Below are 12,418 nucleotides of genomic sequence, written 5' to 3'. Positions count from 1 at the left end.
AAATTCGTTCACGACGACGACGGTGGATTTATGCTCGCCTGGTCCCTCTCGTGGTCCAGATGTATCGAGCCGGTCACGTCGGCGCGGCACTGCTCGCGTACACGCCACTCGGCGTGGTCGCGGCGCTCGCCGGCTACGGAACCGTCGCGATCGTCGGCGCCTTCGTCGCCGTGTCGCTCTCGACGGTTCCCGACTCCGACCACCAGTTGCCGATGATCGACCACCGGGGACCGACGCACACGCTACTGTTCGCCCTGCTCGTCGGGGCCGGTCTCGCCGGCGTAACGGCCGTATTCGTCAGCACCTCGTCACCGGTCGCCGACGTGGGGACCGTGGCGTTCGCGTTCGTCGTCGGCACGCTGGCGATCGTCTCACACCTCCTCGCGGATGCGATCACGCCGATGGGCATCCGGCCGTTCTGGCCGGTGTCCGACCGACACTACACGCTGCAGTTGACCCGGGCGGCGAACCCGATCGCGAACTACCTGTTGCTCGCACTCGGCGTCGTCACGAGTCTGGCCGGCGTGGGAATCGTCACTGTCGTCGGCTGAAAACGAGCCCGTCGCGCAGTCGGCGTCGCCCTCGAGTTTACGACGCTACCACGTCCGGGGATTGTCCCGGCGCTTTTCGAGTGAGGTACGCGCCGACGAGCATCGTCCCGAAGAGCACGACGGCGGTGAGAACGTAGACGAGGTCGAGTTCGGCCTGGAATGCCATGACGGCGCGGCGACCGAACAGGAGCACGAGGAAGGCGATCACCGGCGTAACGGTCAGCAGCCCGGTTACGCGTCGTCCGTCGAACCGTCGGGGGCCGACGATCGCTGCGACGGCGACGGCCGACAGGAGCACGAGCGTAGCGGCGTACTGTGCCGTCTGGATGACCGGCGTGTAGGTCCCGATGAACAGTGGACTCAACACGACGTGTACCGGAACCGTCGCCGCACCGAGTCCGAGGGCGGCCGTGACGTGCGTCGCCGTGAGTCGGGACGACCAGACGGCCACCGCCGAGGCGACGAACAGCACGAAGATGGTCATCGCGGTCCAGAAGTGCAGCGAGAGGATCGTCAACTCGTAGCTGAGGACGGTCTCGCGACCGAGCAGTACCTGTACGGGCGTCAAGAGCAGTCCGAGCGTCAGCGCGTACTTGATCCAGGCGCTCGCAGCACCGCCGCGCCACGCGGCGACCGCCGTTCCGACGATGAAGAAGCCGGCGGTCCCCGCGACGACGCGGTGGATCCACTCGAAGAAACTCGGGAACGTCGCGGGAAACAGGTTGAGCAACCCGCCGTCACACAGTGGCCAGTTCGCGTTACAGGCGAGTCCCGACCCGGTCGCCTTCGCGGCGACGCCGAGCAGGATCGTCGCCGCCACCATGACGACCGTCGTGGCGAGCAAATGTGGAAACCCGAACCGGTCGATCGACGGACGAGCGGACGAATCGGGCGTATGACTGTCGTACGACACGGATCTAGCGGTGAGTTAGGAACGGCCGTACTTAGATTGTCCGTGTTCTCCCACGATCCTGGAATCGACCGTCTGTCCCTTCGTCGCATTCAAGAACGCCCCGTACTACCCCCTCCCATGGACAAACTCGAGCGACTCGAGGCGTACCTCGAGCGCGAGGACCTGGCGTCGGTCTGGTTCGCACGGCCGAACGCGTTCGCGTGGCTGACCGGTGGGTCGAACGTCGTCGACCGCGAGGGCGACGTCGGCGTCGCCGCCGTCGGCTACGACGGCACCAACTGTCGCGTGCTGACGAACACGATCGAGGCCGACCGCATCGGTGCCGAGGAACTGCCCGCCCTCGAGGACGTGACCGTCGAGACGTACCCGTGGTACGAATCGTCGCTTGCGGAGGCGCTCGCCGCCGCCGTCGACGGTCCCGCCGCTGCCGACTTCGACGTGCCGGGGTTCGAACGGGTGGATACGACGACGCTCCGACAGCCGTTGACCGACGCCGACATCGACCGCTACCGGCGACTCGGCCTCGAGACCGCCGCTGCCGTCGAATCGGTCTGTCGCGAGTTACAGCCGGGAGACTCGGAACACGAGGTCGCCGCCGCACTGCGCGTGGCGCTGTCCGCACGAGAGATCGAAGCACCCGTGATCCTCGTCGGCGGCTCCGAACGCGCGACGCAGTACCGCCACTACACGCCGACGAAAGCCGAACTCGGTGACTACGCGCTCGTCTCGGTGACGGCCGAACGCGGCGGCCTCCACGCCAGTTGTACACGGACGGTCGCGTTCGATCCGCCGTCGTGGCTCGAGCAGCGCCACGCGGCCGCGGCACGCGTCGAGACGACGGCACTCGCGGCGACCCGGCGGACAGCGACCGAGGGCGGGACGGCCGGCGACGTCTTCGCCGCGATCCAGGACGCCTACGACGACCTCGGCCACGGCGGCGAGTGGGAGCGACACCACCAGGGCGGGGCCGCAGGCTACGCTGGGCGGGAGTGGATCGCGACGCCCGGCCACGAGGCGACCGTGGAGCTCCCGATGGCCTACGCCTGGAATCCGACCGTCTCGGGCGCGAAAAGTGAGGACACTGTCCTCGTCACCGACGACGGGTTCGAGGTCCTGACGAGCACCGACGAGTGGCCCACCCGGACGGCCTCTGCCGTCGACGCCGACCTCGACCTCGAGCTCGAGCGGCCGGCGGTGCTCGAACTCGGAGCAGAGTGAGCGACCCGACTACGACAGTTACTCCTCGTCGACGCCGGACTCGGGTTCGTCGTCTTCGTCACTCTGGCCGGTCGACTCGGCGTCGTCGACCGTGATCGTCACGGGTTCGACGTCGTCGTCGAACTCCTCGTCGACTGTCTCGCGCTCGAGGACGCGATCGAGAGTGAAGATCGTGTTGAGTTCCCGCTGGACCTGGTCGACGACGCCGCCGACGAGTTCGCTCGGCTGGATCGCCGTGTACTCGTAGGGGTTGTTACCGGCCCCCTCGCTCGCCCGCTTCTCGCGGCGCACTTTCTCCTCGTCGTGCAGTTCCGCGAGCGCTTCGCGGACCGTACTCGGGTACAGTCCCGTTCCTTTCGCGATCTCTTCGGACGTGCTCCCGGGATTTGCGAGGAGGTGGACGTAGATCTTCGCTCGCGTCTCCGTATCGAGGATCCACGAGAGCAGGTCGACGATTCGCTGGTCGACCTCCTCGACTGCGGTGCCCCTCATCCCGTCTGCGGGCTCGACCCCGTCTTCGTCGTCCGAGAGCGGCTCGGGATCGTCTACCCGGCGCTCGTCGATGTCGTCTGAATCCATATGTGTCCTCTCGTGAGGGACGAAGTTTCGCGCGGAGTTAAACCTTTGCGGAGCAGGCGCCGTCACTCGGTCTGGAGAAGCAGCGACTCACAGAGGGCGTCGACGCCCTCGGTCTCGCGGAGCCGGCGCTGTCTGCTCGCGCCGCTCTCGCGCTCGTATACCCGCTTGATGCCGTCGATCCCGAGGCGTTCACACTCCCGGTCGACGAGTTCGCCGAGATCGACCGTCCCCTCGAGGTCGCGGGCGATGAACGAGGCGTCGTGGCCGTGCCGGATGGCGCGCCACTTGTTCTCGTCGAGCAGTTCGCGGCGATGCTGGTGACCGGGCGCGCCGTCCTCGTACTCCTCGGCGAGCGCCTCGACGAGCGCGTGGGAGTACTCGACGAACGCCAGCACGACGTCCGGGTCGGCCTGTCCGTCCGGGGTTCGGATCTCGACGGTGCCGTGACCCGTGTGCGGGCGGACGTCGTACCAGAGTTCGCCGCGATCGTTGATCGACTCCGTCTCGAGCATCCGTCGCTCGAACGTGTCGAACGCCTCGAAGTCCTCGAAGCACGTGGGCATGCCCGTGTTCGGCAGTGCCTCGAAGATCTTTGCCCGCGCGGACTCGAGGCCGGTGTCGAAGCCGTTCCAGTACGGCGAGTTCGCTGATAACGCGAGCATGACCGGAACGTACCAGCGCAGTTCGTTGGCGATCCAGACCGCCTTGTCCGCGTCGTCGACGCCGACGTGTACGTGGACCCCCGCCGTGGTGTTGCGGTGCTGGGGGTACTGGATGCGCTCGAGTTGCGACCGGTAGCGGGGTTTTTCCGCGTGCTCGAGTTCCCGCCACTTCGCCAGGGGGTGGAGGCCGGCGGCGGCGATCTCGAAGCCGTGTTCGCGGGCGTGTTCGACCAGCGCCTCCCGCACGTCGAGCAGGGCTTCTCGCGCGCCGCCTGGGTCCTCGATCAGTGGCGTCTGGGTCTCGATCACGAACTTGAACAGTTCGTGGTCGAGTCGCTCCTCGAGGAGCTCGGGCGGGTCGTGTTCGTAGACGAGTTCGTCGGTGCCACTCGTGGGCCGCCCGCGCTCGTCGACGACGAAACACTCCTCTTCGATGCCCAGCGTGCCCATTCGGGTGAACGATTCCGGCGACCCCCGTTCCATCGTCTCCCCGTTTCGTCTCCGGCGATAAATACGGTTTGGAGTCGCCCGGACCGATCGGATCGACGCCAGCGACACCTCGTCAGAACTGAAATTTGGCGGCGACGAGAACGCTTAAGCGAGTGGACTCGGCACGTGAGGGTATGGCAATCGAGACGATCCTGCTCGCCGTCGGGCCGATGGACACGGTGCGTGCGGACGAACTCGCGGAGACGGCTCTCGAACTCGCCGAGCCGCTCGACGCGACGGTCGTGATCGGACACGCGTTCACCACAGCGGAGTACGAGGAGTTCCGCGAGCGCCTCGGGTTCGACGAGCGCGTCGAGGACGTCGACCCCGACGAGGTCGCCGAAAAGCGCCCGCCGGTCGGGGAGTTGCAGTCGACCTTCGAAGACGCTGGCGTCGACACCGAGATTCGGGGCATCCGCTCCGAGGTCGACGAGGGGGTCGTCGACCTCGCGAAAGACGTCGACGCGGATCGGATGATCATCGCCGGCCAGCGCGGGTCGCCGGCACAGCGGGCCGTCCTCAGTTCGGTCTCCAAGGAGATCATCCTCTCTGCGCCCTGTTCTGTCACCTACTTCCGCGACCTGGACGTCATGGAGTAACCGCTCGGTCGTCGATCGATCTGCTTCGTCGCGCTCGAACTCGAGCGGTCACTGCTCGCCGGTCACCGGTCACCGCTCACCGCGGCCGCGCGACGATCCCGAGGTGGTCGACGTGGTACTCGTCGAGTCGTCGCGTCTCGAGGATCTCGTAGCCGTCCTCGAGTTCCGCACGGACGTCGTCGAAGACGTCCCCGGGATCGCGGGTGACGTCCTCGCTCCGGGCTTTCACCGCGAGGAGGAGCCGCCCGTCGTCGGCGAGGAACTGCCGGTTCTCGAGTGCGACGCGTGCCTGCCCGCGAGTCGCGACGTCCTGGACGATCGCGTCGACGTCGGACTCGACGACGTGGGCGTACGTCGCGGGCTTGCGGGCGTCTTTCAACAGCGGGAACAGCCGCGACCGCGGTTCGGCGACCGAGAGCAGGTCTCGCGCGGGACGGGCGGCGAACTCGACGGCGTAGGTCGGCCCCGCGAAGTCCGCAACGTGGCTCACCGTCGTCCCGCTGGCCGCGCCGAGGTAGAGAACCGTCTCGCCGCCCTCGAGGCCGACGTCCATCTCGAGGTCGAACATCGCGCCGAGTTTCGAGCGGGTCGGGTCCCACGCCCGCCATTCCCCGTCGGTCGGTTCGCCGTAGACCGGTTCTCCCTGGGTCGCGAGTCGTTCCTGGCCGTCGATCTCGCGACGCTCGACGCCCGCCGGGAGATCACGCACCGTCCTCACCTCTGTCGTCGCTCGCCCGCGCCTGGATCGTCTCGATCCGGTCGGCGAGTTCGGCCTCGAGTTCGGGCCGGTAGTCGCCCGAGTAGTGGTCGATCCGGGCGGCGATCGCGAGTTTGCCGGCGAGCGCACGCGCGGCAGAACCCCTGTCTTCGGGGCGAGTCCCGCACACCGCGTCGTGCGTGTAGATGATCCCGTGTTTGGGCGATGGTGCCTGGCCCCTGAGGTGGGCGAACAGCGCGTCCTCGGCCCCGAGCACCTGGATCGTACCACTCGGCTGTTTCGCCAGTTTCTCGAGACTGCCGGAGAGGGAGATCAACCGCGCCGCGAGCGTCGGTCCCGCGAGCGCGGCGAGGTTGGGGGCGATCGACGGCGTCTCTCGCTCGACGAACGCCTCGAGGTCCTCTGCCTCGTCGGCCAGCGCGGCGACGCTGGCGGCCAGCGAGACGACCCGTTCCTCGCCCGGGTCTGGCGTCCGCCCGGCGAGGTCGCGGGCGTACTCGACGCCGGTTTCCGCGTCCTCGTCGATCGTCCCCGCCCACTCGGCGAGGCGTTCGGCCAGTTCGTTGGCGGTGCGCCGACAGTCGTCCATCGCCCGCACCGCGTGGACCAGCTGGCGGTCGTCGGCTCGCTCGCGTTCGGTCACGACCGCGCTCGTCGCCGCCGTCGTCACCTCGTGGAGAGCGTCGTAGTACTCCGCCTCGTCGTCGACGAAGCCTGCCTCGATCGCGAGACGGGGCCAGTCTCGGGGCTCGCTCGCGTCGCCGTCGCGGACGGCGGCGACGAGTTCGGCCTCGTCGTCGCGGTCGGCGGCCGCGAACCATCCCTCGGCCTCGGTGTCGGTCATACCCGCCCGTTCCCGCCCGGCGCGATTAAAGCCCGCGTTCTACGGGGGTGACTCGAGCGTGCGAGCGAAGCGACTCGAGACGGCGGTCCGACGTCGATCTTCAGACGCCGAACGTCGCCCGGAGCATGTCGCGCGTCCCGGGACCGAGACCGACGGCGACGACGGTGATGAGCAAGAGGACGGCGTACCGTGGGCTCTCCTCGAAGACGGTCTCGTCGAAGATCCAGATGACGAACACCGCCGCGGCGACTTTCACGAGCAGGAAGGGCCACGCAGCGCCCGTCACGTCGACGATCGACTGGGGGAGCACCGAGCCAGTGACGTCGACGATCGCCGCGTTGATCGGGTGTTTCGGCGTGAGGTTGTACGGGAGGCCGAGACTCGTCGCCCAGTCGAGTCCGACGACGTTCGCGACGCCGTCGACGCTGTGGGCCCAGATGACGACGAGTCCCATATATCGCGTCCCGCGGTTCAGTTCGGGTGCGAACTCCTCTATCGCGACCCACGTGATCGCCGTCACCAGCGTCGCACCGACGAGGACGATGACCGCGACCATCGGGTAGAACGTCGCGTACGGTTCGGTCGCGGTGACGTAGCCCAGGTAGCCGACCGTGAGCAGGAGAACGGTGGTCCCGATCCCGACCAGCGGGTACTCGTAGCCGCTGACGTAGTCGTTTCTGTCGAGCCACACCGAGAGGAAGACTGCGGCCAGGGCGACGAAGAAGACGGTGAAGTAGATCAGAGGGCTGATGATAAAGCCCGACCACGGGAGGTCGATCGCCATCTGGCCAGTCTCGCGAAACGCCGCCGCGTTCGCGTCCTCGACGACGCGCAGTGCGCCGCCGAACAGCATGAACGGGAACAGCGCGTAAAAGCCCGCCCGGTAGCGTTCGATGCCGAGCCGGCGGACGAGGAAGATGACGCCGACTAGCAACAAAACGAGCGTCGGGATGTAGCCGGCGTACGAGACGAAGGTGTACCCCGGTGAGGCCGTCGGACCGGTCGTCCCCGGCGCACACTCGACCGGCGACCCGCCGTTCCACGCGACACAGCCCCAGCTGTGGGCGTCGGCAACGACTGGCCCCCAGAAGTACTGCCAGATGATCTCGACGTACACCCGTTGCGGAAACAGAAGCGCCCCCAGAACGACGACTGCCGCGAGCGCTCCGACGACCGCGGCCCAGAGCCGTTCGGCACCGACCCGGTCGATGTACTCTTCCATAACCGATATCCTGCAAGGCGGCCGCTTACCGTTTCCGGTTTCTCGAGAACGGCGACGCTATCAGTTGCGTGTGTTGCCGTCTATCTCGCGGGCCGCCTCGAGGACCTCGTCGTGGACCTCGCCGTTCGAGGCGACCAGCCCGCGGCTGTCGTGGCGCCAGCGCTCGCCCTCGAGGTCGGTGACGGTGCCGCCAGCCTCGCGGATCATGTGGGCGCCGGCGACGGTGTCCCAGGGGTGGGGCTCGACGTTCGTGACGACGCCATCGAGCGACCCGGCGGCGACCATCGCCAGCGAGGCCTGCGCACAGCCCAGCCGGCGCATGTCGCCGAACCGCTCGAAGATGGCACGGTTCGCCGCGGCGAACTGCTCGCGGTGGTCGAAGTCCCACCAGATGGTCGGACAGACGACGCAGGTCTCGGGGTCGGTGCGATCGCTGACCGAGAGCGGCGCGTCGTTCAGGAAGACGCCGTCCGGGCCGGATCGGTAGGTGTCGCCGAGCGCCGGCAAGACGATGGCCGCCCCGACGGGTTCGCCGTCGACGACGGCGGCGACGGCGGTCCCGAAGAGGTGGATCCCGCGAACGTAGTTGTTCGTGCCGTCGATCGGATCGACGATCCAGGCCGGCCCCTCCCGCGGGACCGTCTTGCGCTCGTCGTCTTCCTCGCCGACGATCGGCTCGTCGGGAAACTCCTCGCAGATGGCGTCGATCACGGCCCGCTGGGCATTTCGGTCCGCCTGCGTGACGACGTCCGTCTTCTCGCCCTTGCGCTCGACCGCGAGGTCCGTTCGAAACGCCTCGAGTGCGACCGACGCGCCGGCGTCGGCAGCACGAACCGCGAGGTCGGCCCGGCGGTCGTACCGATCAGCAGAACTCATTGCTAGCCGTGGCTCTCCGGGCGAGCAAAGGCGCTGTGGTTCCGGACCGCCGCGAGACGGCCGTGGGGCTATCCGGGCAGCACCTCGAGAAGCTTTGCGAGGGAAGATCGCTCCGTCGGATCTTCCGCATCTGGCGCGCCGCGGCAGTGTGGCGCACTGCGATGCGAGGGGAGGGAATCGAACCCACGAACTCCTACGAGAGCGGATCTTGAGTCCGCCGCCGTTGGCCGCTTGGCTACCCTCGCACGCGAGCGACTGTAGTCGGCAATGACGGTTAAATGGCCCGATTTTCCTCGTGCGTTCGAGACGTGACCGGAGCTACCCCCTCGTGCGTCGACACGGCTGCGATGCCACTCGAGATCTCGGGCCCGGCCGTCTCATACGGTCTGCCGTAACGATTTACCCACACAACCGCAGGCGGGCTGCAGTTGTGCCGGAACTGACGTATGGCGGCCCGTATCAAGCCGTCGGCAGGAGGACGGCCTTGCCGTCGTTTTCGTCTTCGTCGTCGAGACGACGCTTCCCGCAGTTCAGACACAGGCTGCCGCCGTCGACGTGCCCGTAGAGGCGCTCGCCACAGCGCTCACACCGGCCGATTGGATGTCGCATTCGTCTCTCACTGTCGCTAGTGACGAGCACCAACGGGTAAACGCTTCGCCCGGAGAATTCACGGCTCCTCGTCCGTCGCGCGCCTCGCGTGTCGCCGCCTCTCGACGCGACCGACGGAATTACCCGCTCGACGCCCGTATTCGGGATATGGACGAACACACCCACGATCCGACCGTCGACCCACCCGACGGCGATCCGACGGGGTGGCTCGAGTCGGACGACCGCTGGGAACACGGCACGCTCCGCCGGGCGACGGTCCACGGCGTTCGTCTCTACAACTCGGGTGCGTTCCACGAATCGCACGACTGCTTCGAAGACGAGTGGTACAACTACGGCCGCGGAACGACCGAGAGCGCGTTCCTCCACGGAATGGTCCAGGTCGCCGCCGGCGCGTACAAACGCGTCGACTTCGAGAACGACGACGGGATGCGCTCGCTGTTTCGCACCGCGTTGCAGTACTTCCACGGCGTTCCCCGCGACTACTACGGCGTCGACCTCCTCGAGGTACGGACCACGCTCACGAACGCACTCGAGGATCCCGCTACCCTCGACGGCTGGCAGATCCCTCTCGACGGCAGGCGGCCGACCGCTCGAGCGGTCGACTACGAGTACGCCGAGTTGCTCGAGCACGGTCCGTAGGTCGCACGAACCCGCACGCGAGCGACGGGAGATCGAATCGCCTTTGTTCACGCCGCCGATAGAACGGACGATGAGAGTGGCACAGCTGGGAACGGGGACGCCCGAGGTCGCGATCCTCGCCGGCGTCCACGGCGACGAACCCTGTGGCGTCCGGGCCGTGCAGCGACTGCTCGACGAACGGCCCTCGGTCACTCGTCCCGTTAAACTCGTCGTCGCGAACGAACGCGCCCTGCGTCGCCAGGAGCGGTACGTCCACGAAGACCTGAACCGTGCGTTTCCAGGCGATCCGGACGCCGAGACGCACGAGCGACGGCTCGCATACGAACTCGCGGCCGAACTCGAGGACTGTCTCACCTTCTCGATGCACTCCACACAGAGTCACGCCGACCCGTTCGCCGTCGTCGAGACCGTCACGGACCTCGCTCGCGACCTCTGTTCGCAGTTGCCGGTCACGTCGCTCGTCGAGACCGACGACTTCGTCGAGGGACGACTGTTCACCCGGATCGAGACGATCGAAGTCGAGTGCGGTCTCCAGGGAACGGAGACCGCCGCCGAGAACGCGGATCGGCTGGCTCGAGCGTTCCTGACCGCCGTCGACGCCTTGCCCGGCGACACCGTCAGCAGAGAACTCCCGGTCTACCGGCTCGTCGATCGCATCGCGAAAGACCACGCCGATTCCTACGAGGTGTTCGTCGAGAACTTCCAGCGCGTCGATCCCGGCGATCCGTACGCGGCCGCCGACGGGAACACACGGATCGCAGAGGAGCCGTTCTACCCCGTCCTCATGTCACCGAACGGCTACCAGGACGTCTTCGGGTACGCCGCAGAGAAAGTCGACGTCATCTCGACGACCCATGGGTGAGCAGACGCCCAGCGCCGACGATCACCAGCCGCTCGAGCTATACGTGCTCCGCGGCTGTCCGTACTGCCGGCGGGTCGAGCGACGCCTCGAGTTGCTCGACCTCGAGTACGTCACCCACGACGTGCCGCGTCGTCACGCGAACCGAACGACGGTCGCCGAACTCAGCGGTCAGACGGAGGTCCCGGTCCTCGTCGACCCGAACACCGGCCTCGACGGCCTGGCCGAGAGTTCGGACATCGTGGCGTACCTCGAGGAGACCTACGACTACCCCGACGGCGTCGATCCGAATCGGGGACTGCTGGCGCGTCTCCGGTCGTTCTTCGACTTCGGATAGTGCGGGCGTTGGCATTCAATCGTCGGCGACGACGCTGTCTTCGGTCGCCGCACACCGGTTCGGACCGAGTTCGAGTTCTTCGGCCTCCTCGTCGCTCTCGAGTTCGCGTTTGCCCTCGTTGGTCGCGATGACCTCCTCGTAGTTCGGCGGCTTCTCGGGGATGTTCTCGAACGCCGCCTCGACGTACTCGTCTCTGTCCATCTGGAGCATCTCGTTGTGTCGTCGGATGCGCCCGATCGTCGCCGTCATCGGCGTGCCGGGCGTGACGCCGACGTATCGGCCGTCGTCGGTGACGTTGAAGTGCCCCGGCAGCACGTTCACCGTCTCCGGCAGCGTCATGAGCGTCTGGAGGGTGTCGTAGAGGACTGCCGACGCGTCTTCTGCGTCTTCGCCCTCGAACTGGAGTTCGGTCCGCCCGACGGATTCGACGAACAGGGTGTCGCCGGTCATGACCGCCTCGTCCTCGATCAGCCAGCTCGTCGACCCCGTGGTGTGGCCGGGCGTGTGGATTCCCTTGATCGTGATCTCGCCGACTTCGACGGTGCCGTTGGGTTCGACGGGGTCGTACTCGAACTGCGGGTCGCGCGTCTCGATCTCGCTGCCCAGGTAGTAGGGCACCTCGAGTTCGTCGCGCAGTTTGCGCCCGCCCATCATGAGATGATCGGCGTGGATGTGAGTCTCCAGGATCGCCGTGATCGAAAAGCCGTGATCGCGAGCGGCGTCGACGAACTCCTGACGGTGCCGGGTGACGTCGATCGCTGCGGCCTCGCCGGTCCGCTTACAGCCGACGATGTATCCAAGACAGCCCTTGCTACGGCGCTGGACCTGCAGGATCTCGACGTCGTCGTCTCGCGTGGCGATCGGGACGACGTCGTAGACCTGCCCCCAGCCTTCCATGCCGTCCGCGACCGACGTGACGTTCTCGTAACCTCGCTCCTCGAGCCACTCGGCGAACGCCTTCGAGGCCTTGCCGCGGGCACAGACCGAGACGATCGCGTCGTCCTCGTCTACGTCCTCGCGATACTGATCGAAGTCGCCGATCAGTTCGTCGTCGCTGGCGGAGTACTCGACATTCTTCGCGCCGCCGATGTGCCAGTTCTCGTAGTCCTCGGCGTTGCGGTTGTCGAAGAGGACGAAGTCATCGTCCGTGTCGATCTTGTCTCGAAGCTCCTCGGCTGTGATTGACTGTACCATGGTCGATGATAACTTACGTTGCACTTCGTATTACGCCTTCCCCAGCACTTTGTTGTTGCCGATTTTGCACCCAGCAGCGAAAAATGAACAAATAGTGTGAATACTTGGT

Annotated in this window: 15 protein-coding genes and 1 tRNA gene; 6 read left to right on the top strand and 10 right to left on the bottom strand. The window is 66.8% G+C overall.

Annotated features, from left to right (window positions below):
• The first annotated feature begins 59 nt into the window (after positions 1 to 59).
• Complete coding sequence (locus MU558_RS13240) at positions 60 to 551, top strand: metal-dependent hydrolase (RefSeq protein WP_246966819.1); 492 nt, start codon at positions 60 to 62, stop codon at positions 549 to 551.
• 37 nt (positions 552 to 588) lie between these two features.
• On the opposite strand, the gene MU558_RS13235 is transcribed toward MU558_RS13240, so the two are convergent.
• Positions 589 to 1,464, bottom strand: coding sequence for a COX15/CtaA family protein (locus MU558_RS13235; protein WP_246966817.1), 876 nt, complete (start codon positions 1,462 to 1,464; stop codon positions 589 to 591).
• A gap of 117 nt (positions 1,465 to 1,581) precedes the next feature.
• Between MU558_RS13235 and MU558_RS13230 the strand changes: the two genes are divergently transcribed.
• Positions 1,582 to 2,682, top strand: a complete 1,101-nt coding sequence (locus MU558_RS13230) for a M24 family metallopeptidase (protein ID WP_246966815.1) — start codon at positions 1,582 to 1,584, stop codon at positions 2,680 to 2,682.
• A gap of 18 nt (positions 2,683 to 2,700) precedes the next feature.
• Here the strand turns inward: MU558_RS13230 and MU558_RS13225 are convergent, their stop codons facing one another.
• Positions 2,701 to 3,261: a helix-turn-helix domain-containing protein gene (locus MU558_RS13225; RefSeq protein ID WP_246966813.1), complete on the bottom strand. Its 561-nt coding sequence runs from the start codon at positions 3,259 to 3,261 to the stop codon at positions 2,701 to 2,703.
• 62 nt (positions 3,262 to 3,323) lie between these two features.
• The gene (locus tag MU558_RS13220) at positions 3,324 to 4,406 is read right to left on the bottom strand and encodes a glutamate--cysteine ligase (protein ID WP_246966811.1); all 1,083 of its coding nucleotides are present in this window, start codon (positions 4,404 to 4,406) and stop codon (positions 3,324 to 3,326) included.
• Positions 4,407 to 4,546: 140 nt separating this feature from the next.
• Between MU558_RS13220 and MU558_RS13215 the strand changes: the two genes are divergently transcribed.
• A complete protein-coding gene (locus MU558_RS13215) occupies positions 4,547 to 5,011 on the top strand; it encodes a universal stress protein (RefSeq protein WP_246966809.1) in 465 nt (154 codons plus the stop codon).
• A gap of 76 nt (positions 5,012 to 5,087) precedes the next feature.
• Here MU558_RS13215 and MU558_RS13210 read toward each other — a convergent pair whose 3' ends face one another.
• From MU558_RS13210 to MU558_RS13185, 6 genes are all read right to left on the bottom strand, one after another.
• Positions 5,088 to 5,720 (bottom strand): fibrillarin-like rRNA/tRNA 2'-O-methyltransferase, encoded by a 633-nt coding sequence (locus MU558_RS13210; RefSeq protein ID WP_246966807.1) that lies wholly within the window; start codon positions 5,718 to 5,720, stop codon positions 5,088 to 5,090.
• Positions 5,713 to 6,573 carry an NOP5/NOP56 family protein gene (locus tag MU558_RS13205; protein WP_246966806.1) on the bottom strand — a complete coding sequence of 287 codons (861 nt, stop codon included), beginning with the start codon at positions 6,571 to 6,573 and terminating at the stop codon, positions 5,713 to 5,715. The genes MU558_RS13210 and MU558_RS13205 overlap by 8 nt, the downstream gene beginning before the upstream one ends.
• A gap of 100 nt (positions 6,574 to 6,673) precedes the next feature.
• Complete coding sequence (locus MU558_RS13200; protein ID WP_246966804.1) at positions 6,674 to 7,795, bottom strand: DUF63 family protein; 1,122 nt, start codon at positions 7,793 to 7,795, stop codon at positions 6,674 to 6,676.
• Between the two features lie 60 nt (positions 7,796 to 7,855).
• Positions 7,856 to 8,671: an inositol monophosphatase family protein gene (locus MU558_RS13195; RefSeq protein WP_246966802.1), complete on the bottom strand. Its 816-nt coding sequence runs from the start codon at positions 8,669 to 8,671 to the stop codon at positions 7,856 to 7,858.
• A 162-nt stretch (positions 8,672 to 8,833) separates the two neighbouring features.
• Positions 8,834 to 8,916: transfer RNA gene (locus MU558_RS13190), tRNA-Leu, on the bottom strand.
• A gap of 214 nt (positions 8,917 to 9,130) precedes the next feature.
• The gene (locus MU558_RS13185; RefSeq protein ID WP_246966800.1) at positions 9,131 to 9,280 is read right to left on the bottom strand and encodes a hypothetical protein; all 150 of its coding nucleotides are present in this window, start codon (positions 9,278 to 9,280) and stop codon (positions 9,131 to 9,133) included.
• A 147-nt stretch (positions 9,281 to 9,427) separates the two neighbouring features.
• Here MU558_RS13185 and MU558_RS13180 point away from each other — a divergent pair, with 147 nt between their 5' ends.
• From MU558_RS13180 to MU558_RS13170, 3 genes are all read left to right on the top strand, one after another.
• On the top strand, positions 9,428 to 9,919 hold the full coding sequence (locus tag MU558_RS13180) for a DUF309 domain-containing protein (protein ID WP_246966790.1): 492 nt from the start codon (positions 9,428 to 9,430) through the stop codon (positions 9,917 to 9,919).
• A gap of 70 nt (positions 9,920 to 9,989) precedes the next feature.
• A complete protein-coding gene (locus MU558_RS13175) occupies positions 9,990 to 10,781 on the top strand; it encodes a M14 family metallopeptidase (protein WP_246966788.1) in 792 nt (263 codons plus the stop codon).
• On the top strand, positions 10,774 to 11,115 hold the full coding sequence (locus tag MU558_RS13170) for a glutathione S-transferase N-terminal domain-containing protein (RefSeq protein WP_246966785.1): 342 nt from the start codon (positions 10,774 to 10,776) through the stop codon (positions 11,113 to 11,115). Before MU558_RS13175 ends, MU558_RS13170 begins: the two co-directional genes overlap by 8 nt.
• Before the next feature lie 15 nt (positions 11,116 to 11,130).
• On the opposite strand, the gene MU558_RS13165 is transcribed toward MU558_RS13170, so the two are convergent.
• Positions 11,131 to 12,309 (bottom strand): MBL fold metallo-hydrolase, encoded by a 1,179-nt coding sequence (locus tag MU558_RS13165; protein ID WP_246966783.1) that lies wholly within the window; start codon positions 12,307 to 12,309, stop codon positions 11,131 to 11,133.
• Positions 12,310 to 12,418 lie beyond the last annotated feature (109 nt).

The sequence above is a fragment of the Natribaculum luteum genome (assembly GCF_023008545.1).
In the GTDB taxonomy this organism is placed as follows: domain Archaea; phylum Halobacteriota; class Halobacteria; order Halobacteriales; family Natrialbaceae; genus Natribaculum; species Natribaculum luteum.
This window is presented reverse-complemented; position numbering and strand designations above follow the sequence as displayed.